The organism is Actinocorallia herbida (assembly GCF_003751225.1).
Lineage (GTDB): Bacteria > Actinomycetota > Actinomycetes > Streptosporangiales > Streptosporangiaceae > Actinocorallia > Actinocorallia herbida.
In genome coordinates this window covers 9179439-9204200 of the sequence record NZ_RJKE01000001.1, presented here as the reverse complement: position 1 = coordinate 9204200, position 24762 = coordinate 9179439, and the positions used below count along the sequence as shown (strand labels likewise).

The following is a 24762-nucleotide window of genomic DNA, read 5'->3' as shown; positions in this document are numbered from 1 at the left end:
AACGGCGGTAACGATGGACGGTGCGGGACCACTTCCTGGTGACAGTGAAGTGAACCCGAGGACGGAGGTGAACGCGTGAGCGAGGACGAAAGGCGCTTCTCGGCGATGTACGGCGAGTGCCGTCAGCATGTCTGGGCTTACGCCGTCAGCCGCGGTGGGCGGAGTGTCGCGGAGGAGGTGGTCAGCGAGACGTTCGCCATCGCGTGGCGGCGTTTCGCGAGCCTGCCCGATCCGCCGCTGCCGTGGCTGCTCGGCATTGCCCGCAACGTGCTGCGCGAGGGGTACCGGGCCGAGCTGAAGCGGGAGCGGTTCGTCGCGGAGCTGCGCGAGCGGGCCACTCCCCCACAGGCCGACGTCGCCGAGGACGTCGCGGAGCGGCAGGCGGCCCTGCGCGCGCTGGCGACGCTCCCAGAGGACGAGCGCGAGCTTCTCGTCCTCGTCGCCTGGCACGGCCTGTCGCCACGAGCGGCCGCGAAGGTGATCGGCTGCTCGCCCGCCACGCTGCGCGTCCGCCTGCACCGGGCCCGGCGCCGCCTCCAGCGCGAGCTGGAGCGACCCACCGAAGCACGACCCGTCCGCCCCCGGCTGGGGATGATCCGTGAGGAGATGCCATGAACCGCGATCCGCTGCGCCTGCTGTCCGAGGCGCGTCCCGCCGACCTCGATCCACGTCTGCCCGTCGCCGAGGAGACCCGGCAGGCCGAACTCGCCGCGGCGATGGCCTCCGCCGTGCCCTCCACCGAGCCGGGCCGCGCGCCGCGGCGCGCGGCCCGGTCCGTCCGGCTCGGCTGGGGCGTGGGCCTGGTCGGCGTGCTCGCCGCGGCGGCGGTCGCGGTCAGCGTGCTGCCCGGCGAGATCCCCGCGGACGGCGGCACCCGCGGCCCGTCCTCCGGCACCGTGGCGCCGGGCACCATCGCCCTCGACCCCGAGAGCCTGCTGCTCGCCGCCGCCCAGGAGGCCGCCGTCGCCCCCGACACCACGGGCGACTACTGGAAGCGCGTCGTGTCCGCCCGCTCCTATGCCCGAGCGGGCGAGGGCGCCTCCGCCTACACCGTGGTGACGACGGTCCACGACGAGAACTGGACGCCGAACGTCCCCGGCGGCCGCCAGTGGTTCCGCCACCAGAACCTCGGCACCGTCCCGGCCTCCCCGCAGGACGAGGAGGTCTGGCGCGCCCAGGGTTCCCCCACCCCGATCGAGGTCGACCTCGCCCGGGGGAAGAAGCCCGGTGCCGGGCTCACCCCCCTGGAGACCGTCCCAGGTCCGGTCGAGACCGGGAGTTCGGCGCCCGTCGGGGGCGACAAGGTCTTCTGGCTCGGCCGCAACGTGTCCATGAAGGATCTGCGGGAGCTGCCCGCCGACCCGGCGAAGCTGCGCGCCTCGCTGCTGCGGTTCTACACCGGCACCGACACCGAGTCGTCGAGCGTTCCGATGGAGCGGGACGCCTGGCTGTTCCGCGTCGTGTCCGGCATGGTCACCGACATGCCGCTCCGCCCCAAGGTCCTGTCCGCCGCCTTCACCGTCCTGTCCGGCCTCGAAGGCGTCACCTCCGTCGGCGAGACCACCGACCCCGAAGGCCGCCCGGCCGTCGCGGTCTCGGCCCTCGAGACCACCCCGAACGGAGTCCTGGAACACCGCATCTACCTCGACCGCGCACGAGGCCAGGCCCTCGCCTCCGAGGTCATCGTCAAGACCCCCGCCGGCATGAACGCCGCCCTTCCCGCGGGCACCCCGCTCACCTCCACCACGGTCGTCTCCACCACCTGGACCGCCGACCACCCCTCCTGACCCCGACCCGGCCCGGGCGGCCCCGCCGCCCGGCCCCACCCCTCCGGTCCCCTTCGGGGGCGGGACCAAAGCCCCACGCCGCAAAGCGGGAAACGAGGTGGGACCCCCACCGACCAGAAGCAACGAACCGGACGAGTCCCCAACGAACGAAGGCAAGGCGGGAATCCGCACCATGGGTGCGCGGGCGCCGATCCGCGGTCCCGCCGAAGCGGGCCGGTGGGTGCGGAGCTGAACGCGACGAGCAGAGCAGGACCGGAGCCCCGCAGGGCGGAGCAATGAACAGCACGAAGCCCTGACGGGACAAAAGCCCACCGGCCGGGGGCCCTACGGGAGCGGGCCGTGTGAGGGCCCCGCGGAACGGGAGCCCTCACACGGCCCGACAGGCAACCCCGCAAAGGAGTGATGGGTCGGCAGGAGCGACGGGCGGAGGGAAGCGACGGGCGGAGGGAAGCGACGGGCGGAGGGAAGCGACGGGCGGGGTGGACGCGGGAGGGCGGTCGGGTATCCGGGTGGATGGGCGGGTGCGGGTGTGAAGGGGGGAAAGGGCGGGAACGGGCTTGATCATCGAGTGATCCGTACGGCGGAGAAGGCCGGGAACAGGCGATTCGGGGGGATCATGAAGGGTTATGTGCTGGCGGCGGGGGCCGTCATGGTGATGGGCGTCGCGGGCTGCGGCGGTGCGACTCAGGACGCTGCGGGCAAGGGTGGAAAGGCGGCGACGAGTCAGGCGCCGGCCGCCGTCTCGGTGTCGGCCGCGGCGCCGCAGACCTTCGGCTCCGGGTGCGCCGCGGTCCAGGGGTCGGCGGGGGCGGGGCTCGCGGGGATGGCGGCCCAGCCGGTGGTGACGGCCTTGGCCGACAGCCCGGAGCTGACCTCGTTCGCCTCGGCGGTCCGTAAGGCGGGCATGGTCGACACCCTCGACACCGCCCCGGAGATCACCGTGTTCGCGCCGAGCAACGCCGCCTGGGCGGCGGTCAAGAAGTCCGACCTGGACGACGGCATGATCCTCACCGGCATCCTCATGAACCTCATCGTCGAGGGCAGGCAGGGGCCCGCGGAGCTGGGCTCGGGCGATCTGGAGACGCTGCGCGGCAGCAGCCTGAAGGTCGCGGGCTCGGACGGCGCGTACACCGTCGGCGGCGCGAGGATCCTGTGTGGCAACATCAGCACGGGCAACGCCACGGTGCACGTGATCGACAAGGTCCTGCTCCCACCGGAGGAGTGACCGGCGTCCCGGTGGTCCGGCCGGGGCGCGACCGCCGGGAGGGCACATGGACATCCGTTCGCTGGAAGAGCAGGTCGACCTCCTCGTGGGGCTCGGTACCCGGCCGACGGGCTCGGCGGCCCACCGGGCCCTCGTGGAGGACGTCGCGGCCCGGTGGGCGGCGCTCGGTCTCGAGGTGCACCGGGACCGGCACACGTTCACCCGCTGGGAGGTCCCGCCGGGCGCCGCCCGCCTGCTGGTGGACGGCCAGGACGTCGAGGTCTCCTCGCCCTACCCCTATTCCGGAACGACGGGTCCCGAGGGGGTCTCCGGGCGGCTGCACCTGCTCGACGGCCTGGTCAAGCACTGGCGCCGGGCGCGCGGCGGGATCGCGGTCGTCGAGGTGCCGCACCGCGAGGTGCCCTTCGATCTGCTCGTCGGCGACTGGGAGGGCGGCGCCCCGGCGCGTCCCCCCATCGCCAACCCCGTGGTGACCGCGACCCTGTTCGGACCCTCGCTGGCCGCCGCGCGCAAAGCGGGCGTGCGTGCCGTCGTCGCGGTCTGGCGCGGTCTGTCCCCGGGCAACGCCGAAGGCCAGTACCTCCCGTTCACCTTCCCCTACCGCGACCTCCCCGCCCTGTGGGTCGCGGGCGAGGAAGGCGAACGCGTCCTCGCGGCCGCGAAAGCGGGCACGGAAGCCCACCTGACCCTGGACGCCATCCTTACCGAGTCCACTCGAACCGAGACGATCTGGGCGATCTCCGAAGCCTCATCCGATCCCGAAGACCCGGCACCCGCAAGCCGTTCGGCAGACGCCGCGCTTGCCGAGAGCCCGACGACCCCGGGTGGGGAGTCGACATCCGATCCCGAAGACCCGCGTTCGGCGGACGCCGTGCTTGCGGAGGGCGCAGGGGGCCCGGGTCGGGAGTCGATTCTTGTCGTGTCGCACAGCGACGGGGTCAACGCGGTGGAAGAGAACGGGCATATCGGGCTGGTGGAGATGGCGCGGGACGCGGTCGCGCGGCCGCATCGACGGAGGATGGTGTTCGTGCTCACGTCGGGGCATCTGCGCATCCCCGCGGTGACCGCGCACGGGCAGGCGACGACGGCGTGGCTGGCGGCGCATCCGGAGTTGTGGGCGGGCGGGCCGGGGCGGTCCCGGGCGGTCGCGGGTCTCGTGGTGGAGCACCTGGGCGCCCGGGAGTTCGCCGACGACCCGGCGACGGGCGACCATGGCCCGACCGGCGCCCTCGAACCCGAACTCCTCTACGCGACGACCCGGCAGCTCCGCGATCTCGTCCTCGAGGAGTGGACGGGGCCGGCGCCCGCGCCCACGGAGGTGTGCGCGCCCGGCCCGCTCGTGCACTTCGGCGAGGGCGAGCCCCTCTACGAGCACCGCATCCCCGCGGTCTGCCTCGTCACCGCTCCGCAGTACCTCCTGGCCGAGACCTCGCACGACGCGGTCCTCACCGACCTCCCCTCCCTCCAGCGCCAGGTCGAGAGCTTCATCCGACTCCAGCGCCGCTTGGACGCCCTCCCCTCTTTCGACCCGGTCCCCGCGCCCTCCCGGCTCCGAAAACTCCTCGCCACCCTCCGCGCGGCCCGCCTGGCCCTGACCCCCGTCTCCTAACCTCAAGGCACCATGTTTCACGTGAAACATGGTGCCGGGGCGGCCCACCGATGCCCGAGTGGACAGAGATACGGCATATGTGCTGTTATGCCCCGGTTGCTATTGCGAGCTGTTCGCAATAACTGAGAGAGGCAGGGGCCCGCCGGTGGGTTTGCGGAAGACGGGGACGATCACGGCCGCGGCGTCAGTGCTGTTCCTGGGGCTGGTCGCCTGCTCGACCCCTGAGGGGTCCGCGAAGGACGCGAAGTCGTCGGTCACCATCGGGGTCTCCTACGAGCCGGAGACCCTGAGCCCACTGCTCGGCTACGGCAAGGACGGCAACTCCAAGATCTTCGATGGCCTGCTCCAGCGGAACCAGCAGATGAAGCTGGAACCCGCCCTGGCGACGGACCTGCCCGAGGTGTCCGACGACGGCCTGACCTACACCTTCAAGCTGCGTGAGGGCGTCTCCTTCAGCGACGGCGCCCCGTTCACCGCCGCGGACGTGGTCTTCACCTACGACACGATCACCGACGCGAAGACCAACAACGCCTATGCCGGCGAGCTCGACGCGATCGAGGACGTCCAGGCGAGCGGCTCCCACAAGGTGGTCTTCACCTTGAAGTACCCGTATGCGCCATTCGTCGAGCGGGCGGTCCTGCCGATCGCGTCGGCGAAGGCCGCGGGCGGACAGGACCCGAACACCGGTCCGTACAACACCGAGCCCATCGGAACCGGCCCGTACACGCTCTCCTCCTGGCGCAAGGGCGAGAAGCTGACGCTCAAGGCGAACCCCGGCTACTGGGGCGGCAAGCCGGAGATCACGGACGTCACGATCGCGTTCATCCCCGACGACGACGTCCGCGCCACCCGGCTCCGCGCCGGCGAGCTCGACGGCGCCGCCCTCCCGCCGTCGGTCGCCGAGCCGTTCCGGAAGCTCGACGGCCTGACGGTGCTCAACGCCGAGTCCGTCGACTACCGCTCGGTCAGCCTCCCGACCGGCGACCCCGTGACGGGCGACAAGGCGATCCGGCAGGCGCTCAACCTCGCCGTCGACCGAGACCTGATGGTCGAGTCGATCCTGAAGGGCGCCGGACGCCCCGCCTACAGCGCCCTGCCCGACGACAGCCCGTGGTTCCTGGCGAGCGCCAAGCCCGTCCACGACGCGGCGAAGGCGGCGCAGATCCTAGACGAGGCGGGCTGGAAGCCCGGCGCCGACGGGGTCCGTGTGAAGGACGGGCGGCGCGCGTCGTTCACGCTCTGGTACTTCTCCGGCGACAAGCTCCGCCAGGACCACGCCCTCGCCTACGCGTCGGACGCGAAGAAGATCGGCATCGAGGCGAAGGTCCAGGCGGGCACCCGCGAGGTCGTCCAGCCGCTGCTCGGCAAGGACGCGATGCTGGCGGGCGGCGGGGCCGGGTTCGACCCGGACTTCGATCTCTACCCGGCGCTGCACTCCGAGCTCGGCGGCGACGGCTGGAACAACATGCCGCACTACTCCGACGCCACCGTCGACCAGGCCCTGGAGATCGGCCGCGAGAGCGGCGACGGCACCGAACGGCACGTCGCCTACGACACCGTCCAGGAGCGCTTCGCCGACGACCCCGGCTACACCTTCCTCACCTTCATCGACCACGTGTACGTCATGTCCGACACCTACGCCGACCTCACCACCCAGGTGGAGCCCCACGACCACGGCCTGGCCGGCGGCCCCTGGTGGAACCTCCAGGACTGGCGCCTCCCCAAGTGACCTCCCCCGACCCCGACCCCACCGCGGCCTCGACCACGGCACCCGACGCCCCCGCTCCCATGACACCCGAACGCCCCGCCCCCGGAACCACGACCCCTGAGACCGGGGCGACCGCACCCCGCACGGCCGAGACCAACGCGGCCGAGACCAACGGACCCGAAACCAACGGACCCGAAACCGATACGGCCGGGATCGACCTGATCAAGACCGGCACCCCCAAGATCACGGTGGCCGGGCCCAGCGTGACCGGGGCCGGCACGACCGACAGCGGTACAGCCGACGGCAGCGCCACCACGAGCGGCGCGACCAATGGCAGCGCCACCACCAACAGCGGTACGACCAACAACAGCACGACCGACGGCAGCGCCACCAACAGCGGTACGACCAAAGGCAGCGCCACCACGAACGGCGCCACCAACGGCAGCACGACCGACGGCGGTCCGGCCGATAGCGGCGTGGCCGTGGGTGGTGTTCGTTCGGGCGGTGGTTCTTCGGGTGTGGGGCCGCGTCGGGGACGGGGGGTGGTTCGGCTGGTGGGGCGGCGGGCGGTGGCCGGGGTGCCGGTGCTGCTGGCGGTGACGTTCGGGGTGTTCGGGTTGGCGGCGGTTTCGCCGTTCGATCCGGTGCAGCGGTATCTGGGGTCGGCGGGGGTGCGGGCTTCGCAGGAGACGCTCGATCAGGTGGCGCGGAACCTCGGGGTGGACGTGCCGTTCTGGCGGCAGTGGTGGAACTGGTCGAGCGGCGCGGTCGGTGGGGATCTGGGGCAGTCGAGTACGTATCGGCAGTCGGTCGCGGAGGTGATCGGGGCCCGGCTCGGGTGGACCGTGCTGCTGTGCGGGGCCGGGCTCGCGCTCGCCGTGGCCGTCGCGGTGGTGCTCGGGGTCGCGGCGGCGCGGCGGCCGGGCGGGCTGCTCGACCGCGCGGTGACGTCGCTCGCCTACACGTTGGAGGCCGCGCCGTCGTTCTGGGTCGGCCTGCTCGCGATCTGGTTCTTCGCGCTGCACCTCGGCTGGCTTCCCGCGGGCGGCCTCACCGATCCGGGCACGGACGAGACCACGCCGGGAGGGGTGGCCCGCCATCTCGTGCTGCCCGCGGCGGTCCTCGCGATCTCCCAAATGCCATGGTTTCTCCTTTATGTCCGGCAAGGGGTGTCCGACGCGCTCGCCGAGGACCCCGTGCGCGGCGCCCGCGCCCGCGGCCTGCGAGAACGGACCGTGCTGTTCGGCCACGCGCTCCGCTCCGGCCTCCTCCCCGTGCTCACCCTCATCGGCACCCGGACCCCCGAGGTGATCACCGGCGTCCTGCTCATCGAGACGGTCTTCAGCTGGCCCGGCCTCGCCTCGGCCACTTCCGAGGCCGCCATGGCCGCCGACTTCCCCCTGCTCGCGGCGGTCACCACGCTCGCCGCCGCCGCCGTCCTCGCCGGAAACCTTCTCTCCGACGTCCTCTACGGCCTCGCCGACCCCCGTGTCTCCCTGGAGGACCTGTGAGTCCGCGCCCTTCCCCGGCCCTCGATCCGGCGCCCAAGAACGCACGGGCGCCCGAGAACGCACGGGCCGCGGCGAAGGCGGCGATCAGCGCCGGGAAGGCGGGCAGGGCAGGCCGGCCGGTGCGGCGGGGCGGCGGGGCGCGGCATGTCCTGCGACTGCGGGTCTCGGCCGTGCTCGTCGCGCTCATCGCGCTCGGCGTCGTGCTGGTGCCCGTGGGCTTCCCGCTCGACCAGCAGGCGGTGGATCTGCGGAGCACGCTGGAGGGGCCTTCCTGGACGCATCCGTTCGGGACCGACGGCAACGGGCGGGATGTGCTGCTGCGCTGCGTGTACGGGTTGCGAGTGTCACTCCTCGTCGGACTTGTCGCGGCGCTCGGCTCCGCGGTGATCGGCACGGTGATCGGTTCGGCGGCTGCGCTGTTCGGCGGCCGGGTCGACCGGCTGGTGATGCGCGTGGTCGACACGTTCTCGGCGGTGCCGCACCTGATGCTGGGCATCTTCATCGTGGCGATGTTCCGGCCCGGCGTCTGGCCGGTGGTCATGTCGATCGGGCTGACGCACTGGCTGTCGACGACCAGGATCGTCCGCGCGGAGGTGCTGTCGCTGCGGGCGCGTCCGTTCGTGGACGCGGCGATCTCCGGTGGGGCGTCGCGGCTGCGGGTGGCGACGCGGCACCTCGTGCCCGCGGTGCTGCCGCAGGCGGGCCTGGCCGCGGTGCTACTGGTGCCGCACGCGATCTGGCATGAGACGGCGCTGTCGTTCCTCGGCCTCGGCCTGCCCTCCCACCAGGCCAGCCTCGGCAACATGATCTCCGACGCCCGCGGCACGCTCCTGGCGGGCCACTGGTGGCCGACGCTCTTTCCGGGCCTGTTCATCATCGTGCCCACCCTCGCGATCGCCGGGCTCGCGGGCGCGTGGCGGGAACGCCTGAACCCGCGCCGCCGATCGGAGCTGATGCTGTGATGCTGAAGGTTCGCGACCTGTCGGTGCGGTTCGCGGTTCGGCGGGAGAGGGCGTGGCGGGAGGTCGCCGCGGTCTCCGGGGTGGGGTTCGACCTGGCGCCCGGGGAGTGCCTCGCGCTGGTGGGCGAGAGCGGGTGCGGTAAATCCGTGCTGGCCTCGGCGCTGCTGGGGCTGCTGCCGGGCAACGCGGAGGTCGCGGGGAGCGCGGTGCTGGTGGAGGACGGGCTGGATCTCCTCGCCGCCGACGAGGCGACCCTCGCCGGAAGGGTGCGCGGGCGGCGGGTAGGGCTGATCCCGCAGAGCCCGGCGGGGCATCTGACGCCGGTGCGCACGATCCGCTCGCAGCTCGCCGAGACGGTCCGGGAGCTCACGCCCGATGCCGACAGGCGGGCCGGAGTGGTGGAGGCGGCGGAGCGCGCGTTCTTCCCCGCCGACCATCTCGACCGGTATCCGCATGAGCTGTCCGGCGGGCTCGCGCAACGCGCGGCGACGGCGCTGGCCCTGGTCGCGGACGCCCCGCTGCTGCTCGCCGACGAGCCGACGACGGGGCTGGACCGCGATCTGGTCGACCGGACCGCCGCCGAGCTGCGCCGGCTCGTCGACGCGGGGCGTTCGCTGCTCCTGATCACGCACGATCTGACGGCGGCCGAGCAGGTGGCCGACAGGGTGGCCGTGATGTACGCCGGACGGATCGTGGAGATCGCCGACGCCGCCGCGTTCTTCGGCTCCCCCGGCCCCCGGCACCCGTACGCGCGGGGTCTCCTGGACGCGCTGCCGACCCGGGCCTTCACCCCCGTTCCCGGCATGCCGCCCGCACTGGACGAGCTGCCCCCGGGCTGCGCCTTCGCCGCCCGCTGCCCCGCCGCGACCTCCGTGTGCACCATCGAACTCCCCCTCCTCGACACCCGAACCCGCCACCCGGCCTGTCATCACCCGGCCGACCACCACACTCTGGCACCCCCCACTGACATTCCGTCACACCCCGACGAAACCTCCGGTTCGTCCGCATACGCCGACGGGGAGTCCACCGATGCCGTCCGCTGACACCCCCGAACCCGCCGCAACACCGCCCACCCGGACGCCACCCGCCCGGACACCGGCACCCGCCGCCGATGCGCCGCACGAGCGGTCGCCGCACGCCCAGGCACGGGCCGCCCGCGCGCCGCACTCCCAGTCGGCGCCACGTCCTCAGGCGGCGCGGGTCGGTGCGGTCCCCGCGCTGGAGCTTCGGGGGGTCACCGCCGGGTATCCGGGGCGGGCGCCGGTCGTCCGGGACGTGTCGCTGACGATCGGGGCCGGGGAGTCCGTCGCGTTGCTCGGGCCCAGCGGGTGCGGGAAGTCGACGCTCGCCAGGGTCGTGGCGCTTCTTCACCGGCCCGCCTCCGGCGAGGTGGTCCTCTCCGGAACTCCGGCGACCGGCTGGCGGTATCGGGCGTCGCGCGCGCAACGGACCTCGGTGGGGGTGGTGTTCCAGCAGCCCCGTGCGGCGGCCGACCCCCGGTTGAGCCTCGCCGATCTCATCGCGGAGCCGCTCCGAGCCACGAAGGCCGTGCGGCGCGGGGATCGCGGGGCCGTCGCGGAGCGGGTCCTGCCGCTCGCCGAGCGGGTGGGGCTCACACCCGACCTGTTGGCGCGGCGGCCCCACGAGGTCAGTGACGGGCAGCTTCAGCGGGCCTGCGTAGCGCGCGCGCTTGTGCTCGGGCCCTCCCTGCTGATCTGCGACGAGATGACGGCGATGCTCGACGCTTCCACGACCGCCGCGCTCGTCGCCGTCGTGGAGGGCTACCGGGCGGAGTCAGGCGCCGCGCTCCTCGCCGTGGGCCACGACCGGCCTCTCCTCGCGCGCTGGTGCTCCCGAGTCCACGACCACGCCTCCCTCGGCGCCTAGCCCGCGAAGGGCGTCCGGCACTGGCGGGAACTCCACGATGTGGACGAGTCCGCCCGCCTCTCCGGGCACGGTCCGCAGCCGGGCGCCGTGCGCCTGGACGATGGACCGCACGATCGAGAGCCCCAGTCCGGCGCCGGGCGCGTGCAGCCGGCTCTTGTTGCGCCGGTGGAAGGGTGTGAACAGCGACGGGATCTCGTACGCGGGCACGACGGGCCCGGTATTGGCGACCGTAAGGAAAGCCGACCCCTGCGCCGAGGTCCCCGCGACGACCTCTACCCGTCCGCCTTCGGGCAGGTTATGACGGACCGCGTTCTCCACGAGGTTCTGCACGAGCCGTTCCAGAAGGACGGTGTCACCGATCGCAGGCGCCTCGTCCAGCCGGACGGTAAGGCCGACCCCTTCACGCGGGACGGCCACCGCGACGTGTTCGGCGATGTCGGCGACGTCGAGGTAGGCCCGGTCGGCGATCTCCGCGTCCGATCTGGCGAGCATGAGCAGCCCCTCGATGAGCCGTTCGTGCCGGGCGTTGACCTCCAGCAGGGTCTCGCCGAGCTGCCGCACCTCCGCGGAGGCGTTGCGCCGGTGCACGGCGACCTCCAAGAGCGCCCGGTTGAGGGTGAGCGGCGTACGGAGTTCGTGGGAGGCGTCGGCGATGAAGCGGCGCTGCCCGTCGAAGGAGGCGTCGAGCCTTTCCAGCATGAGGTCGAAGGTGTCGGCGAGTTCGGCGACCTCGTCGCGCGGGCCGGTGAGCCCTATCCGCTCGTGCAGGCCGCGGTCTGCGGCGGGCGCGTGGGCGATGCGCCGCGCGGTCTCGGTGACCCGCTGGAGGGGTTGCAGGAGCCGTCCGGCGAGCAGCCATCCGAACGCGATGGCCGCGGCCCCGACGACGACGAGGGCGAGCGCGCCCTGGGTCAGCACCGCGCCGAGGACGCCCTGCTGAACCTCCCGTACCTGGGTCATCTCCCCCAAGGTCGGCATCACGCCTCCGGCCCCGTCGGGAAGGAATCCGCTCTTGGTGATGACCTGGCGTTCTTCCGGCAGGTTCGTCGAGACCAGGAAGTACGTGACGCCGAGCAGGACGATCCCAGCGAGCAGGAAGAGCCCGCCGAACATCGCGGTCAGCCGCACCCGGATCGTCATGCGCGCTCGCGTCGGGCCGCTCATGGGATCCGGTACCCCGCTCCCTGCTCGGTGATGATCACAACCGGTTCGCCCAGTTTGCGACGCAGTTTGAGCACCGCCACGCGGACCGCCCCCGTGAACGGGTCCGCGTGTTCGTCCCAGGCCTTCTCCAGCAGCCTTTCGGCGGACACCACGCCCCCGTCCGCGCGCAGCAGCTCGGCGAGTACGGCGAACTCCTTGCGGGACAGCGCGACATAACGCCCGTCGCGGAACACTTCTCGCCGGTGCGGGTCGAGCCGGATGCCCGCCCGCTCCAGAACGGGCGGCACGTCCGCGCCGGTCCGCCGGCCGAGCGCGGTGACGCGGGCGGCGAGTTCGGCGAACGCGAAGGGCTTGGTCAGGTAGTCGTCGGCGCCGAGTCCCAGGCCCGCGACCCTCGCGGACACGTCGGCCGCCGCGGTCAGCATGAGCACCCGCGCGCTGCCGGGGGCGAGCGCGCGGCACACGTCGTCGCCGTGCACGACGGGCAGGTCGCGGTCGAGCACCACGACGTCGTAGTCGTGCACGCCGATCCGCTCCAGCGCCGCGCCGCCGTCGCCCGTGACGTCGACGGCGTGGGCGTCGCCCCTCAGCCACTCGGCGACGGCTTCGGCGAGCAGGGGTTCGTCCTCCACCACAAGGATGCGCATGGCCTATCGATACCCGCGGAGGTGTTGCTTCGGCGTTAAGCCTTTCGGAAACCGGCGGGAAACGCCCGGCTCGGTCTACTTCCCAGCGGAAGGCCGGGAAGCTCCTGGCCGGAAGGGCACGAAGATGCGCCTGATCACAGGCATCGCGCTCAGCCTCCTCCTCGCCGGAACGACCGCCTGCGGCGGGTCGGACGAGGGGCCCAAGGTCGCGACGGCCGGGGGCACCCCCACCACGTCGGCCTCCGCGCAGGCGGAGGAGGGCTCGCCCACGGCCTACGCCGCCTGTATGCGGGAGAACGGGATCCCGATGGACGACCCCAAGACCGACGCCGAGGGCCACACCAGGTTCGAGCTGAAGATCCCCGAGGGCATGGACAAGGCCAAGGTCGACGCCGCGCAGGAGAAGTGCCGGTCTCTCCTGCCGAACGGCGGCGACATGTCCCAGAACGACCCGGAACAGCGGGAGAAGATGCTGGAGATGTCCCGCTGCATGCGCGACAACGGGTACCCCAAGTTCCCCGACCCGAACGCCGACGGCGGCATCAACATCACCCCGGACATGGGGATCGAGCCGGACGACCCGGCGTTCGAGGCGGCCCAGAAGAAGTGCCAGCCTTCCGACGCCGGTCCTCGCCTCGAGAGCGAGAACTGATGCGGCGGCGGCTTCTCACCGCAGGAGTGGTCCTCGCGGTGGCGGGCGTGGCGGCGGCGTCCGCGGCGGCGCTCGGGACGCGCGACGGCGAGCCCTCGGAAGGCAAGAGCGCGCTACCGCCCGCGACGGCGGAGGTCGTCCGGCAGACCCTGCGCGACACGCAGGACGAGACCGGAACGCTCGGTCATGGCGACGACGTCAACGTCGCGTCCGGCCTGGCCGGCACCTTGACGAGCCTGGCGAAGTCCGGAAGCACGGTCGGCAGGGGCGAGACCCTGTACCGGGTCGATGACGACCCCGTGGTCCTCCTCTACGGCGGCCTCCCCGCCTACCGCGTCCTGTCTTCCGGCTCCTCCGGCCGCGACGTCCTCCAGTTCGAGAAGAACCTGTGGGCCCTGGGCTACCGGGGCTTCACGGTGGACAAGGAGTACACCTACGCGACGGCCGCGGCCGTCGAGGAGTGGCAGGACGACCTGGGCGTCACCGAGACCGGAACGCTCGACCCGGCCCGTGTCCACTACGCGGACGGCGCCTCAAGGGTCCATTCCCGCATCGCCGACAAGGGCGACGCGGTCCAGCCCGGCACGGACGTCCTCGCCCTGACGGGCCAGGAGCGCGCCGTCACCGTCTCCCTCTCGGTGGACGACCAGCGCCTCGCCAAGAAGGGCGCCAAGGTGGCCCTCACCCTTCCCGACGACAAGACGACGACAGGCAAGATCACCGAAGTCGAGACGGTGGTGGCCGCCGCCGAGGACGACCGTTCCGATCCCGAGACGGAGATCGAGGTGACGATCGCCCTGGACGAGCCCAAGGACGCGGGTTCCCTCAACGAGGCGTCCGTGACCGTCTCCTTCACCTCGGAGACGCGCAAGGACGTCCTGGCCGTCCCCGTCGCGGCGCTTCTCTCCCTCGCGGAGGGCGGCTACGGGGTGGAGGTCGTGGAAGGCGGCGCCTCCCGGATCATCGCCGTCGAGACGGGCATGTTCGCGGGCGGCCTCGTCGAGGTGTCCTCCGCCGACCTCGCCGAGGGCGACGTCGTGGGAGTGCCGGAATGACGCCCGATGGGCAGGTCGTGGAGCTCGTCAACGTGAGCAAGGTCTACGGCGGCGGCGTGACGGCCGTCCGCGAGGTGTCCCTGACGATCGGCCAGGGCGAGTTCGTAGGCATCGTCGGGCCTTCGGGGTCTGGCAAGTCCACGATGCTGCATCTGATGGGGACGCTCGACAGGCCGTCCTCAGGGGTCGTCCGGGTCGCGGGGCAGGAGGTGTCCCGCTTGTCTGACGGACGCCTGTCGGCCCTGCGGGCGCATCGGATCGGCTTCGTCTTCCAGCAGTTCCATCTGACCGCGGGCAGGTCCGCGCTCGACAACGTCGCCGACGGCCTGCTGTACGCGGGGATCCCGCTGCGGGAGCGGCTGGCGCAGGCGGAGCGGGCGCTGACGCGGGTGGGGCTCGCCTCCCGGATGCGGCACCGGCCGCAGGAGCTGTCGGGCGGTGAGCGGCAGCGGGTCGCGATCGCGCGGGCCGTGGTGGGCGATCCGGCGCTGCTGCTGGCCGACGAGCCGACCGGCAATCTCGACTCGGTGTCGGGCGCGGGCGTCATCTCGCTGCTGCACGAGCTGAACGAGGCCGGGACCGCCGTCGTGGTGATCACGCACGACCAGGAGATCGCCGCGGAGCTGCCGCGCAGGGTCGCGATGCGGGACGGGGGGCTGGTGCCGTGACCGTCCAGTCCCCGCCGATGCTCCACGCCCCGCCTCCCTCGCGGCTGCTCCCCCGGGACGTGCTGCGGACGGGCGCGGTCGGGCTGCGCTCCCGTAAGGTGCGCGCGTTCCTTAGCGCACTGGGCATCGCCATCGGGATCGCCGCGATGGTCTCGGTGCTCGGCGTCTCCTCGTCCGGCCGGGCCGAGGTCGACCGGGCGCTCGCCGCGCTCGGCACCGACCTGCTGACGGTCGGGCCGGGCCAGACGATGTTCGGCGACGAGGCGGCGCTGCCGGAAGAGTCGGTCGCGATGATCTCCCGGATCGGCCCGGTCCGCCGGGTCGCGGCGTCCGGCGTCGTCCCGGACGCGAACGTCTACCGCTCGGACCGGATCCCCGAGGAACAGAGCGGCGGCCTTACGGTCCGGGCGGCCCATCTGGACCTCCCCGGCACGGTCGGCGCCCGGCTCGCGGCGGGGACCTGGCTGAACGCCGCCACGGCCCGGTACCCGGTGACGGTCCTGGGCGCGGACGCGGCGAAGCAGCTCGGCGTCGGCGGGCTGGGCGCCCGGGTGCTGCTCGGCGGCGAGTGGTTCACGGTCGTCGGGGTGCTCGAACCCGTCGAGCTGGCGTCGGAGCTGGATTCCGCGGCGCTGGTCGGCTGGCCCGCGGCGCGGGAGCGCTTGGGGTTCGACGGCAGTCCGACGACGGTCTACACCCGGACGGGCGACGCGCACGTGGCGGAGGTGCGCGCGGTGCTCGCGGCGACGGCGAACCCGGAGGCGCCGGGCGAGGTGAAGGTGTCCCGTCCGTCGGACGCGCTGGCGGCCCAGCAGGCCACGGACCGCGCGTTCACCGGGCTGCTGCTCGGGCTGGGCGCGGTCGCGCTGCTGGTCGGCGGGGTCGGGGTGGCGAACACGATGATCATCTCGGTGCTGGAGCGCCGGGCTGAGATCGGGCTCCGCCGCGCGCTTGGCGCTACCCGTAGGCATGTCCTCGCCCAATTCCTCACCGAATCGCTGTTGCTGTCGGCGCTCGGCGGGGTGGGCGGGACGCTGCTGTCCGCGGCGATCACCGCGGGGTACGCGGTGTCGCAAGGCTGGCCGATCGCGATCCCGCTGTGGTCGCTGCCCGCGGCGCTGGGCGTGACCCTGCTGATCGGCGTGGTCGCGGGCCTCTACCCGGCGACGCGCGCGGCCCGCCTGTCCCCGACGGCGGCCCTCAGCACCCCGTAGTGACGAGAACGCCCGATCGACGGCCCGAAGCGGACCGCCGATCGGGCGTTTTGCTGCTCTTTTCGGGATAGCCAGAGGTTTCACAGGGCTTATCCCGGCACTTCTCCGGCTATCTGGACATTCGTGGACTTCAACGATGACGTGCGGCTGGATCCGTCCCAGGTCGAGGTCAGCCGGGGGAAGCGGGGCCGGAACGTGGCGGCGGGCGGCGGCCTGATCGGCATCCTCGCGGCGATCTTCTTCGGCGTGAACCCGTTCGAGGAGGGGCAGTACGCCCAGCAGCGACAGCAGGCGCCGCAGGAGGTCCAGGAGGCGAGCGACGTCCAGAAGAAGTGCCTCACGGGCGTCGACGCCGAGCAGGGAGGCGACTGCCTCGTGGTGGGCGTCGTGAACAGCGTCCAGGACTACTGGGGCAAGGTGTTCGCCAACAGCGGCCTCACCTACACGCAGGCCAAGACCCAGCTCTTCGAGGGCGCCACCCAGACGGGCTGCGGCTACGCGACGGCGCAGGTGGGCCCGTTCTACTGCCCCGCCGACCAGAAGGTCTATCTGGACCTCACCTTCTTCGACGAGCTCCAGTCCAAGTACGGCGCGGAGGGGGGTCCCGCCGCGCAGGCGTACGTGATCGGCCACGAGTACGGGCACCATGTGCAGAACCAGCTGGGCGTGATGAACAAGGTCCAGCAAGGCACCTCGGGTGCTTCCAGTCCCGCGGTGCGGATGGAGCTCCAGGCCGACTGCTACGCCGGGGTCTGGATGCGCAATGCCGTGCAGACGGGGTATCTGGCGCAGATCACTCAGCAGGATCTCGATCAGGCGCTGAGCGCGGCCCAGGCCGTCGGCGACGACCGGATCCAGAGCCGATCGCAGGGCTACGTCCGCCCCGACGCGTTCACGCACGGCACCTCGGCCCAGCGCACCAAATGGTTGACAGAGGGGTATTCCTCCGGTGATCCGTCGCGTTGCAACACGTTCAAGGGTGCGATCTAGGAGTGTGCACTGATGACCGGCCCCGTCCTGCGGCCCTAGACTCCGACCCGTGATCTTCAAAGCGGTGGGCGACGGCCGCCCCTACCCCGACCACGGACTCCAGGCGCGGGACTGGGCGAAGATCCCCCCGCGCCAGGTCCGCCTGGACGAGCTCACCACCACCAAGCGCGAACTCGACCTCCACTCCCTCCTCGCCAAGGACTCCACCTTCTACGGCGACCTCTTCCCTCACGTAGTTCACTGGAACGGCGACTTCTACCTGGAGGACGGCCTTCACCGAGCCCTCCGCGCCGCCCTACACCAGCGCACAGTCCTCCACGCCCGAGTCTTCGACCTCTGAACACAGCCCGTGGACGGCACCGGCGAAGCCCGGGGGTGACCTATGGCCTGCTCGGAAGACAGCCGCGCGCCCGCCGCCGTCCTGAGCCTTGAGCGCCTTCGACGGCCGCCTCACCCAGAACCCGCACAGACCGGCGACGACATGTCCCACAGCTCGTCCGCCGAATGCGCCCGCACCGACATCGTGCGGCCCGGCGCCCAGGCGGGGCGGGTTACTTGTCGGCTTTGAGTTGTTCGTTGATGCGCAGGGCTTCGGCGAGCTGGTCTTCCAGGATGATGATCCGGCAGGCCGAGTCCAGGGCGGTGCCGTTGTCGACGAGCTCGCGGGCGCGCTGGGCCAGGCGGAGCTGGTAGCGGGAGAAGCGGCGGTGGCCGCCCTCGGAGCGCAGCGGTTCGATCAGCTTGGCTGCGCCCAAGGCTCGTAGGAACGCGGGCGTGACGCCGAGGATCTCCGAGGCCCGTCCCATGCTGTATGCGGGGTAGTCCTCATCGTCCATCCGGTCTTGGAACCGATCGTGGCCGGGACCGGGCTCTTGGGGTACTGAAGTCATGAAACCTTCCGGGAACGCACCTGGGGCCCCGGCGCGCATGCGCCGGGGCCCGAACCTGACTATTTGAGTTTCAACACCATCGTCCGGCCGTGAAAGCGCCGGATCTCAGGGATCGCGTCTGCTTGACCGAAGACCACCACCTATCCGTGGAACCGCGGTACCCGACCGGCCAACTCGCCGGCCAGGCGATCCTGATGATGCGAACACTCCTTTCCCTCTGACTAGATCGTTCGTTCACTTACTCGATCTTGCTCGTACTGCCGTACCGCTGTACTTCGTCGCCGCAGGAGCCGACGCGCGCCGGGTGCTCACGAGCCCCTTTCACTGCCCTGGCTCGATCACACCCGGCCTTCGCCGTACTGCGACGTTCCCGAGCGCGCGCCCGCCGTACTGAGCCTCGACCGGCTCTTGCACGCCGGGCCTTCGCCCGTCCTGCGATCCATCACACCGGGGCAGTTCGTCTCTACCCCGCCTCATGGACTCTTTTCTTCTGATGACAGAAACACTACCCACACCGATCACGAATGTCTACACCGATGGCTACAGATTTTCTGGACTCGGTGACAGCGACCGTGAGCGCGGCGGATGCAGCCGGGGGCAAGCGCAGGAGGCTGGGGGCGTTACGCGGCGCGCCAGGAGCGGACGCGGTCGCCCAGCCGGGCGAGGAGGCCCGGCGGACGGCGCGGGCCGGGATCCTGGCTCGAGGAAAGGTGGCCGAGTCCGGGCCAGTAGTCGTCGGCTGCGCTGCGCCGGATCTGGACCGGGCCGCGCGAAGCCGCGGGAAGCGGGGGAGCAGGCGGGGCGGGGCGGACACGGCGCGGACGGGCGTGCGGGTGGGGACCGGGCGAAGGGCGGCGGGTCCGCAGGAGGGTCCAGAGGGCGTGGCCCAGGTGTTCGAGGGTGTCGGCGGTGACCCAGTCGTCGCGGCCGTCGATGCGGACGAGGGCTCGCCAGAGGTGGGTGGAGTCGCCCCAGAAGAGGGTCGCGGCTTCGGGGAAGGAGGCCAGGAGGGTGGCCATGTCCTGAGGGCGGGGGACGGCTTGGCCCGGGCGGGCCGGTCGGACGGGGGTCTGTGCGACGGATGCCCATGAGCCGGAGTCGGCGACGGCCATGAGCGGGCGGGCGGACGCTACGGGGCGGTCTCCCGGGTGAGGGACGCGATGCGCGCGCGGGGCCGCGATTCCGTCCGGAGCGGTGGTAGCGCATGTGGGCAGGAGCTCGGGCTCGCTACGATCGCGCATAAGTCAGGACCTCGTTTCCTGGCCGAGGCTCCGGGTCCCGCTGTTCGCGCAGCGGCCGGGGCCGTTCTCGTTGTGGGGCACGGCGGACGGGCAGGGCGCTGAGGGCCCACCCGCCGCGCGCGCTAGGCGGACGCCTTGGCGTCGATCTCGAACCAGACGGTGGTGCCCTTGCCGTCCGGGCCCGGGCCGTGGCCCCAGGAGTGGGCGAGTGCGTCGAGGAGCAAAAGGCCACGGCCGTCCTCGTCGTCATCGGAGGCGGCACGGGGCGTCGGGCATCTGTGCTCATCGCCGTCAGCCGGGGGGTTCTCGTTGAAGACCTCGACCCGAACTCGCTGTTCCGCGGTGATCAGCACCGTCACGCGTACGATCCCGGTCGCGTGACCGTGCTCGACGGCGTTCGTGGCGACTTCGGAGGTGAGCAGCCGCAGCGTGTCGATGGTGTCGGCGTCGGCGTGGGGAGCGGCGACGGTCGCGGTCCACGTCCTCGCTCGGCTAGGCAGCCGGTTGTCGGGGCGCATGCGGGAGAAGCCGACGAGATTTCCAGTCCGTCCCACTGATCATGCTCCTTACAGTCGCGGCACCGCCACTCTCCGCAGCGCACAGGCACATCATGTAGTAGGCAGAACACATAGCCAGGTAGAAATTTCTAATGAATCTTGGCCGCATCCGGCCAGCAAACCCCGGTCGCTCTGTGCGTGCATGGGACACTCGCCGTCATGTCCACTCAGCAGGGCCGGTCCGCTCGCCACCGGAAACTTGCGGCGGAGCTGGTAAAACTCCGCGAACGCGCAGGACTGACGAGGGAGCACGCCGCCGCGGCCCTCGGTTGGCAGCGATCGAAGTTGTCTCGGATCGAGACGTCGGTGACAATGCCGTCCGTCGCTGACGTCACCCAGATTCTCGGCGTCTACGGCGGCACGGATCAGGCGACAAGACTCGCGTTCATCGACCTCACCCGGCAGATCCGCGAACGCGGGTGGTGGGTTCCGTACGGTGAGGTCTTCCCCGGGTCCTACGCCGAGCTGGAAGACGCCGCGAACCGAATCTTGACACTTCAGAAAGAGATCGTTCCGGGCCTGCTCCAGACTGCGGACTACGCGCGGGAGCTGATCGCCCGCCACATCGGCGATGCACGCGAAGCAGATCTCCGGCTCCAGGCCCGCATGACACGGCAGGCCATCCTGCTCCGGGACAAACCTCCGGCTCTCCGCGTGGTCCTGGCCGAAGAGGTTCTGCGAAGGCCGATCGGCGGTGACGCCGCGATGCGCCGACAACTGGAGAAGCTCCTGGTCGAAGGGGAGCGGCCGAACATCGAGATCCGCGTCATCCCGACCGCAGCTGCGGACTACCCGACGTTCGGCGAGGGCAGCATGGTCATCTTCGAGTTCGATTCCCCGATCGACCTGGACACGGTCTACGTCGAGTACGTCCCAGGCGGCCACTACATCGAGGAGATCGAGCAGGTCCGGCGCTGTACCGTGGCGTACTCAGGGGCTGCGGCGGCTGCACTCTCGCCCGAGGAGTCCGCAGACCTCATTTCCGCCATCGCTAAGAAGTGAGTCCAGGCCATGCTCAAGCCCAACTGGCGAAAGTCCAGCTATTCCAGCGCGCAGGGCGCTGACTGCGTGGAACTCGCGGACATGCGCGGTCGCGTCGGGATTCGCGACAGCAAGAACCCCGACAGCACCCCCCTTGATGTGACTCGCCGCCAGTTCGGCCGCCTCGCCTCCCGGATCCGGGCGAACCGCATCTGAATCAGGTGCCAGGAGCCCCGGCGGCCCGTCTTCGGAACCCCCTTCAGCCGTTCTCGTTCGCCGTGCGGTTCGTCTTCGGCCTGCTGGTCGTCTTCACCGTGGTGGGGGTCGGGCACGCGGTCGTGAACGACCGCGCCTACTTCCTCGGGGTGGGGACGGGCCGCTTGTCTGTGTTCATCCCGAGATGAGGGTGGCCGGGGGCGATTACGAGAGGGCCCTGGCGGCGTACTGGGAGGTGCTGCGGGAGAAGGCGCTGAAGCCGGGGCCGGCCGTTCAGCCCGCTGATCCCCAGCCGCCTGCGTACCATCGGATGGGTGCTGATCATCGGCGGCTACCTCGCCCATGCCGCCCATGACGTCGCCGAAGGGGCGCTGGAGAACACCTTCTCCGTCCCCGGGACGGACCTGCACACCGGCACCGGATACCTACTGCTGGAAGGGGTGCTCACCCTGCCGCTCGCCGATCTGCTCGCCGGCCTCGGCCTGCTCACCATCGCGCGCATCATGCGGATCGGGGCACGCATGCACGACGAGCTCTCCGCGACCGTCTGATGTCCGAGATCTCCGACGAATCCGGCGACCATCGGGTCCGCGTCCACCTGGACGAGCTCCTCGCCGAACGGGGCATGACGCTCTCCGATCTCGCCCACCGCGTCGGCATCACGCCCGTGAACCTGTCGATCCTGAAGAACGACCGCGCCAGGGCGATCCGCTTCAGCACCCTCACCCGCATCTGCCAGGTCCTCGGCTGCCGGCCCGGAGACCTCCTCACCGTCGACCCACCGGCAGACGCCGGCGTCAGGGGGTAGCGCGGTAGGGGGAGCCGGTGACGGTCAGGCGGACGGGGTCGGTCTCGGAGGCGAAGTAGCCCTTGCGGCCGGGATAGACGGCGATGACCTTGCCCGTGCAGACGGCCTTCTCGGTCTTGGAGAACCGGCCGTTGGCATCCGTGCGGGCGAAGCTGTAGTCGGAGTACCACTCCTTGCCGTCGCCGGTCTTGTCGCAGGTGAAGTAGAAACTCAGGTTCTGGTACCGGACGCCGCGCTTGGTGTTCGGGCCCGTGTACTCCCAGAGGCGTCCGCTGAGCGTGATCTTCTTCTTGTAGCCGACCTTCTTCGGGGTGATCTTCCAGCCGGTGAAGTAGGTCGCCCAGCGCCACGCCTTCACGGTCTCACCGACCGTCCTCTTGAAGACGCCGTCACCGGGATAGAGCCAGCGCCAGTAGCCCGAACGGCCGTAGTAGAAACGCTTGAGCGCGAGCGAGGCCGTCGTGGCGGGCTTGAGGTCGGTGGTCTTCACCGTCTTCCAGGTTCCCGGCTTCCCGTTCTTCGAGAACTGGAGCCGGAACTGCGCGCGCAGCTTCTTGCCGCCGGCCTGGCTCGTCTTGGCCGACCCGCGGGCGGTGATCCGGCCCCACTCGTCCATCTTGATCGTGGTGGTACCGAAGAACTCCAGCCGCGGTCCCGGAGGCGGGGCGTCCACGGGAACCTCCACTGTCGCGGAGATCTCCTTGGCGTGCACGGTCGCCTCAGCCCGGAAGGTCACCGGCTCGGGGCCCTCGTAGGGCAGCTCGAACGTCACCGAATAGAGGCCGTCGGTCTTGGTGGACGACCAGAGATGGATCCTCTCCTTCGAGCTCGGGTGGGACATGGTCACCCTGACGTTCACCCCCGGCCACGGGAAGAAGTTCGCGTCGCCGCCGGCGGTCGCCTCGACGAGCCCGGCGACGGTGACCTTGTCTCCCTTGGCGGCCTTCACGGGCGACGCCGCGATGCTGAGCCGCGCGTCGTCTTCGGCCGCGGCGGCGGGAACCTGGAACAGGGCGAGGACGACCGCGGCAGCGGCTCCCAGCACCGACAACGCACGCAACACCGGCAACACTCTTCTCACTGAGGGGTGGACCGGATCTTAAGCCCAGAAGATCACAATCCACGCAAGAGAGCGCCACAAAACGGCGAAAGGGCCCCCGATCATGCATCGCTGCACGTCAGGGGCCCTTTCGGGTGGCGGTGGTGGAGGGATTTGAACCCTCGGATGAGTTGCCCCATCACGCGCTTTCGAGGCGCGCGCCCTCGGCCACTAGGCGACACCACCGCGGGAGAGCTTACCCGAGTCTGCGCCCAGAGAAGAACCGGGTTAGGAGAGCCGCCGACTCTTCGGCGAGGATTCCGGTGATCACTTCGGGGTTGTGGTTGAGCCGGCGGTCCCTGACGACGTCCCACAGCGACCCGACGGCGCCCGCCTTGAGGTCTATCGCGCCATAGACGATCCGGTCGACTCGGGACAGTACGGCGGCTCCCGCGCACATCGTGCACGGCTCCAGGGTCACCACGAGGGCGCATCCCGTGAGGCGCCATTCTCCCCGCGCCTCCGCGGCGCGGCGGAGGGCGAGGACCTCGGCGTGCGCGGTCGGGTCGCCGGTCAGCTCGCGCTCGTTGTGGGCGCGGGAGACGATCTCGCCGTCCGGGCCGATGACGACGGCGCCGATCGGGACGTCGGGGCCCGCGGCGCGGGCTTCGGCGAGGGCCTCGCGCATCCAGGCTTCCGCGATCGCCTGGAACGCCTCGGCTTCGGCCTTCGCCGCCTCGGCCCTGTCGGCCGGGTCAGCCACGCAGGGAGTCGAGCTCGTCGGCGAAGCCGCCCTTCTCGGCGATCTCCTCGATCGCGTCCGTCGGGACGGCCCGGTCGCTCAGGCCGAGCAGGCGCTCCTCGCCGGTGCCGAGATCGCCCAGCACCGTCGGGTCGCCGACCGGATCTCCGTCGGCCTTCGCCTCAAGGCCGTCGGTCACCAGATCCAGCAGCAGCCCGCCGAGCCCGCCGCCCTTGGCCGCCGACGCGTCCGAGACGAAGACCCGCGGATCCTCCTCGCCGTCGAGGCGCACGACGCCGAACCAGGCGTCGTTGTCCTCCACCAGGAGCAGCACGAGCTCCCCGGACGCCTCAAGGGACGCCTCGCGGAGCAGGTCCGTCACGTCCGAGGGCTGCTCGCTCTCGGCGAGGTCGGCCTCCGTGGCGAGCCAGCCGGAATCCGTCTGGGCGAAGACTGCGGCGAAATAAGGCACAGACCTATTGTGACCTGCCGTCATACCAGGCTGTCGAGGGCCCGCTCCAGAGGAATCGCAAATCCGAGCTTCTCGCCGATCGACAGCAGCATCTCGTCGGGGTAGGCGTCGAGGTCGCCGGAGATCGCGCCGAGCTCCATCTCGTCGAGCCCGAGGTCCGCGAAGATCGACATGTCGCCGACGGGCAGGACCTGGTCGAGGTCGTCGTCCTCGTCCGGGAGGTCGATGTCGAGGAACTCCAGCACCTGACGGGCCAGCGGCCAGTCCAGCGACGCGGTCACGTCCGACAGGAACACCAGCACCTCGGCGCCGAGGATGCGGATCGCCACAAAGAAGTCATCACCGACCGCCACGAGTCCTATCGTGCCGCCGATGCCCGGCATCTGCCGAAGCGCATGGATCAGACCGTCGAGATCCTCGGAGAGCGCCACGGGCAGGAGTTCGGTCTCCCACTTGGACTCCTCGCGGAAGACCACAACGGCGAAATCGGTCGTGTCGCTGTCCGTCATACCTCACCCGCCGCTAGTGCTGTGCCACCGGAATGTTCCCAGATGCCAGGCCGCAGTGCGGCGTGAGCGCGTTATTTACTGCGTGAACACTACTCCGCCCGATAAGTCCTCCGGCGAAGGGTCGCATGTATCTGAGCGCGCTTGGACCGCCGGGGGGTGACACGACGGCGCAGCTCGCGGGCCTCGGCGAGGTCACGCAGGAACGCAGCCCGGCGACGCAGCCGCTCG

The 24762-nt window shown here is 71.2% G+C and carries 29 protein-coding genes and 1 tRNA gene; 20 read left to right on the top strand and 10 right to left on the bottom strand.

Features of this window, described 5'->3' with window-relative positions; all coding sequences use genetic code 11:
- Positions 1-75: 75 nt before the first annotated feature.
- The 9 genes from EDD29_RS41980 to EDD29_RS41935 all read left to right on the top strand — a co-directional run bounded on the left by EDD29_RS41980 (position 76) and on the right by EDD29_RS41935 (position 10689).
- Positions 76-615, top strand: coding sequence for an RNA polymerase sigma factor (locus tag EDD29_RS41980; RefSeq protein WP_246053293.1), 540 nt, complete (start codon positions 76-78; stop codon positions 613-615).
- The gene (locus tag EDD29_RS41975) at positions 612-1787 is read left to right on the top strand and encodes a CU044_5270 family protein (protein ID WP_123669694.1); all 1176 of its coding nucleotides are present in this window, start codon (positions 612-614) and stop codon (positions 1785-1787) included. Before EDD29_RS41980 ends, EDD29_RS41975 begins: the two co-directional genes overlap by 4 nt.
- 616 nt (positions 1788-2403) lie before the next feature.
- Complete coding sequence (locus EDD29_RS47945; protein ID WP_123669693.1) at positions 2404-3012, top strand: fasciclin domain-containing protein; 609 nt, start codon at positions 2404-2406, stop codon at positions 3010-3012.
- 46 nt (positions 3013-3058) lie between these two features.
- Complete coding sequence (locus tag EDD29_RS41965; protein ID WP_123669692.1) at positions 3059-4621, top strand: hypothetical protein; 1563 nt, start codon at positions 3059-3061, stop codon at positions 4619-4621.
- A gap of 145 nt (positions 4622-4766) precedes the next feature.
- Positions 4767-6350: an ABC transporter substrate-binding protein gene (locus tag EDD29_RS41960; RefSeq protein WP_211360166.1), complete on the top strand. Its 1584-nt coding sequence runs from the start codon at positions 4767-4769 to the stop codon at positions 6348-6350.
- A complete protein-coding gene (locus tag EDD29_RS41955; protein WP_246053290.1) occupies positions 6347-7840 on the top strand; it encodes an ABC transporter permease subunit in 1494 nt (497 codons plus the stop codon). The genes EDD29_RS41960 and EDD29_RS41955 overlap by 4 nt, the downstream gene beginning before the upstream one ends.
- Positions 7837-8802 (top strand): ABC transporter permease, encoded by a 966-nt coding sequence (locus EDD29_RS41950; protein ID WP_246053289.1) that lies wholly within the window; start codon positions 7837-7839, stop codon positions 8800-8802. Before EDD29_RS41955 ends, EDD29_RS41950 begins: the two co-directional genes overlap by 4 nt.
- Positions 8802-9845 carry an ABC transporter ATP-binding protein gene (locus tag EDD29_RS41945; RefSeq protein ID WP_123669690.1) on the top strand — a complete coding sequence of 348 codons (1044 nt, stop codon included), beginning with the start codon at positions 8802-8804 and terminating at the stop codon, positions 9843-9845. The genes EDD29_RS41950 and EDD29_RS41945 overlap by 1 nt, the downstream gene beginning before the upstream one ends.
- The gene (locus EDD29_RS41935) at positions 9832-10689 is read left to right on the top strand and encodes an ABC transporter ATP-binding protein (RefSeq protein ID WP_211360165.1); all 858 of its coding nucleotides are present in this window, start codon (positions 9832-9834) and stop codon (positions 10687-10689) included. Before EDD29_RS41945 ends, EDD29_RS41935 begins: the two co-directional genes overlap by 14 nt.
- Here EDD29_RS41935 and EDD29_RS41930 read toward each other — a convergent pair.
- A complete protein-coding gene (locus EDD29_RS41930) occupies positions 10597-11853 on the bottom strand; it encodes a sensor histidine kinase (RefSeq protein ID WP_123669689.1) in 1257 nt (418 codons plus the stop codon). The genes EDD29_RS41935 and EDD29_RS41930 overlap by 93 nt on opposite strands.
- Positions 11850-12500, bottom strand: coding sequence for a response regulator transcription factor (locus EDD29_RS41925; RefSeq protein ID WP_123669688.1), 651 nt, complete (start codon positions 12498-12500; stop codon positions 11850-11852). Before EDD29_RS41925 ends, EDD29_RS41930 begins: the two co-directional genes overlap by 4 nt.
- A gap of 124 nt (positions 12501-12624) precedes the next feature.
- Between EDD29_RS41925 and EDD29_RS41920 the strand changes: the two genes are divergently transcribed.
- The 6 genes from EDD29_RS41920 (at position 12625) to EDD29_RS41895 (ending at position 17419) form a co-directional block, all read left to right on the top strand.
- Positions 12625-13152: a hypothetical protein gene (locus tag EDD29_RS41920; RefSeq protein WP_123669687.1), complete on the top strand. Its 528-nt coding sequence runs from the start codon at positions 12625-12627 to the stop codon at positions 13150-13152.
- The gene (locus EDD29_RS41915; RefSeq protein ID WP_123669686.1) at positions 13152-14207 is read left to right on the top strand and encodes an efflux RND transporter periplasmic adaptor subunit; all 1056 of its coding nucleotides are present in this window, start codon (positions 13152-13154) and stop codon (positions 14205-14207) included. Before EDD29_RS41920 ends, EDD29_RS41915 begins: the two co-directional genes overlap by 1 nt.
- Positions 14204-14875, top strand: coding sequence for an ABC transporter ATP-binding protein (locus EDD29_RS41910; RefSeq protein ID WP_123669685.1), 672 nt, complete (start codon positions 14204-14206; stop codon positions 14873-14875). The genes EDD29_RS41915 and EDD29_RS41910 overlap by 4 nt, the downstream gene beginning before the upstream one ends.
- Positions 14872-16089 (top strand): ABC transporter permease, encoded by a 1218-nt coding sequence (locus EDD29_RS41905; RefSeq protein ID WP_342774472.1) that lies wholly within the window; start codon positions 14872-14874, stop codon positions 16087-16089. Before EDD29_RS41910 ends, EDD29_RS41905 begins: the two co-directional genes overlap by 4 nt.
- A gap of 123 nt (positions 16090-16212) precedes the next feature.
- Positions 16213-17079 (top strand): KPN_02809 family neutral zinc metallopeptidase, encoded by an 867-nt coding sequence (ypfJ, locus tag EDD29_RS41900; protein WP_123669684.1) that lies wholly within the window; start codon positions 16213-16215, stop codon positions 17077-17079.
- 49 nt (positions 17080-17128) lie between these two features.
- Complete coding sequence (locus tag EDD29_RS41895; protein ID WP_123669683.1) at positions 17129-17419, top strand: type II toxin-antitoxin system VapB family antitoxin; 291 nt, start codon at positions 17129-17131, stop codon at positions 17417-17419.
- Between the two features lie 211 nt (positions 17420-17630).
- On the opposite strand, the gene EDD29_RS41890 is transcribed toward EDD29_RS41895, so the two are convergent.
- The 3 genes from EDD29_RS41890 to EDD29_RS41880 form a co-directional block, all read right to left on the bottom strand.
- Entirely contained in the window at positions 17631-17915 is a 285-nt protein-coding gene (locus EDD29_RS41890) for a MerR family transcriptional regulator (protein ID WP_342774471.1), read from the bottom strand.
- A gap of 674 nt (positions 17916-18589) precedes the next feature.
- The gene (locus tag EDD29_RS41885) at positions 18590-18988 is read right to left on the bottom strand and encodes a hypothetical protein (protein WP_123669681.1); all 399 of its coding nucleotides are present in this window, start codon (positions 18986-18988) and stop codon (positions 18590-18592) included.
- Between the two features lie 344 nt (positions 18989-19332).
- Complete coding sequence (locus tag EDD29_RS41880; RefSeq protein WP_148086277.1) at positions 19333-19764, bottom strand: ATP-binding protein; 432 nt, start codon at positions 19762-19764, stop codon at positions 19333-19335.
- Positions 19765-19926: 162 nt separating this feature from the next.
- Between EDD29_RS41880 and EDD29_RS41875 the strand changes: the two genes are divergently transcribed.
- From EDD29_RS41875 to EDD29_RS41860, 5 genes are all read left to right on the top strand, one after another.
- The gene (locus tag EDD29_RS41875) at positions 19927-20769 is read left to right on the top strand and encodes a helix-turn-helix domain-containing protein (RefSeq protein ID WP_123671021.1); all 843 of its coding nucleotides are present in this window, start codon (positions 19927-19929) and stop codon (positions 20767-20769) included.
- Positions 20770-20778: 9 nt separating this feature from the next.
- Positions 20779-20964 (top strand): DUF397 domain-containing protein, encoded by a 186-nt coding sequence (locus EDD29_RS41870; protein ID WP_123669679.1) that lies wholly within the window; start codon positions 20779-20781, stop codon positions 20962-20964.
- Positions 20965-20969: 5 nt separating this feature from the next.
- Positions 20970-21152, top strand: coding sequence for a hypothetical protein (locus EDD29_RS46060; RefSeq protein ID WP_170201780.1), 183 nt, complete (start codon positions 20970-20972; stop codon positions 21150-21152).
- A 126-nt stretch (positions 21153-21278) separates the two neighbouring features.
- Entirely contained in the window at positions 21279-21515 is a 237-nt protein-coding gene (locus EDD29_RS41865; RefSeq protein WP_246053288.1) for a hypothetical protein, read from the top strand.
- A complete protein-coding gene (locus EDD29_RS41860) occupies positions 21515-21772 on the top strand; it encodes a helix-turn-helix domain-containing protein (protein ID WP_123669677.1) in 258 nt (85 codons plus the stop codon). Before EDD29_RS41865 ends, EDD29_RS41860 begins: the two co-directional genes overlap by 1 nt.
- Here the strand turns inward: EDD29_RS41860 and EDD29_RS41855 are convergent.
- The 5 genes from EDD29_RS41855 to EDD29_RS41835 form a co-directional block, all read right to left on the bottom strand.
- The gene (locus EDD29_RS41855; protein WP_148086276.1) at positions 21762-22835 is read right to left on the bottom strand and encodes a hypothetical protein; all 1074 of its coding nucleotides are present in this window, start codon (positions 22833-22835) and stop codon (positions 21762-21764) included. The genes EDD29_RS41860 and EDD29_RS41855 overlap by 11 nt on opposite strands.
- A 132-nt stretch (positions 22836-22967) precedes the next feature.
- Positions 22968-23057 (bottom strand) — tRNA-Ser (locus EDD29_RS41850).
- Positions 23058-23067: 10 nt separating this feature from the next.
- Entirely contained in the window at positions 23068-23499 is a 432-nt protein-coding gene (locus tag EDD29_RS41845; protein ID WP_123671020.1) for a nucleoside deaminase, read from the bottom strand.
- A gap of 67 nt (positions 23500-23566) precedes the next feature.
- The gene (locus EDD29_RS41840) at positions 23567-24025 is read right to left on the bottom strand and encodes a tRNA adenosine deaminase-associated protein (RefSeq protein ID WP_211360164.1); all 459 of its coding nucleotides are present in this window, start codon (positions 24023-24025) and stop codon (positions 23567-23569) included.
- A gap of 20 nt (positions 24026-24045) precedes the next feature.
- The gene (locus EDD29_RS41835; RefSeq protein WP_123669674.1) at positions 24046-24534 is read right to left on the bottom strand and encodes a tRNA adenosine deaminase-associated protein; all 489 of its coding nucleotides are present in this window, start codon (positions 24532-24534) and stop codon (positions 24046-24048) included.
- Positions 24535-24762 lie beyond the last annotated feature (228 nt).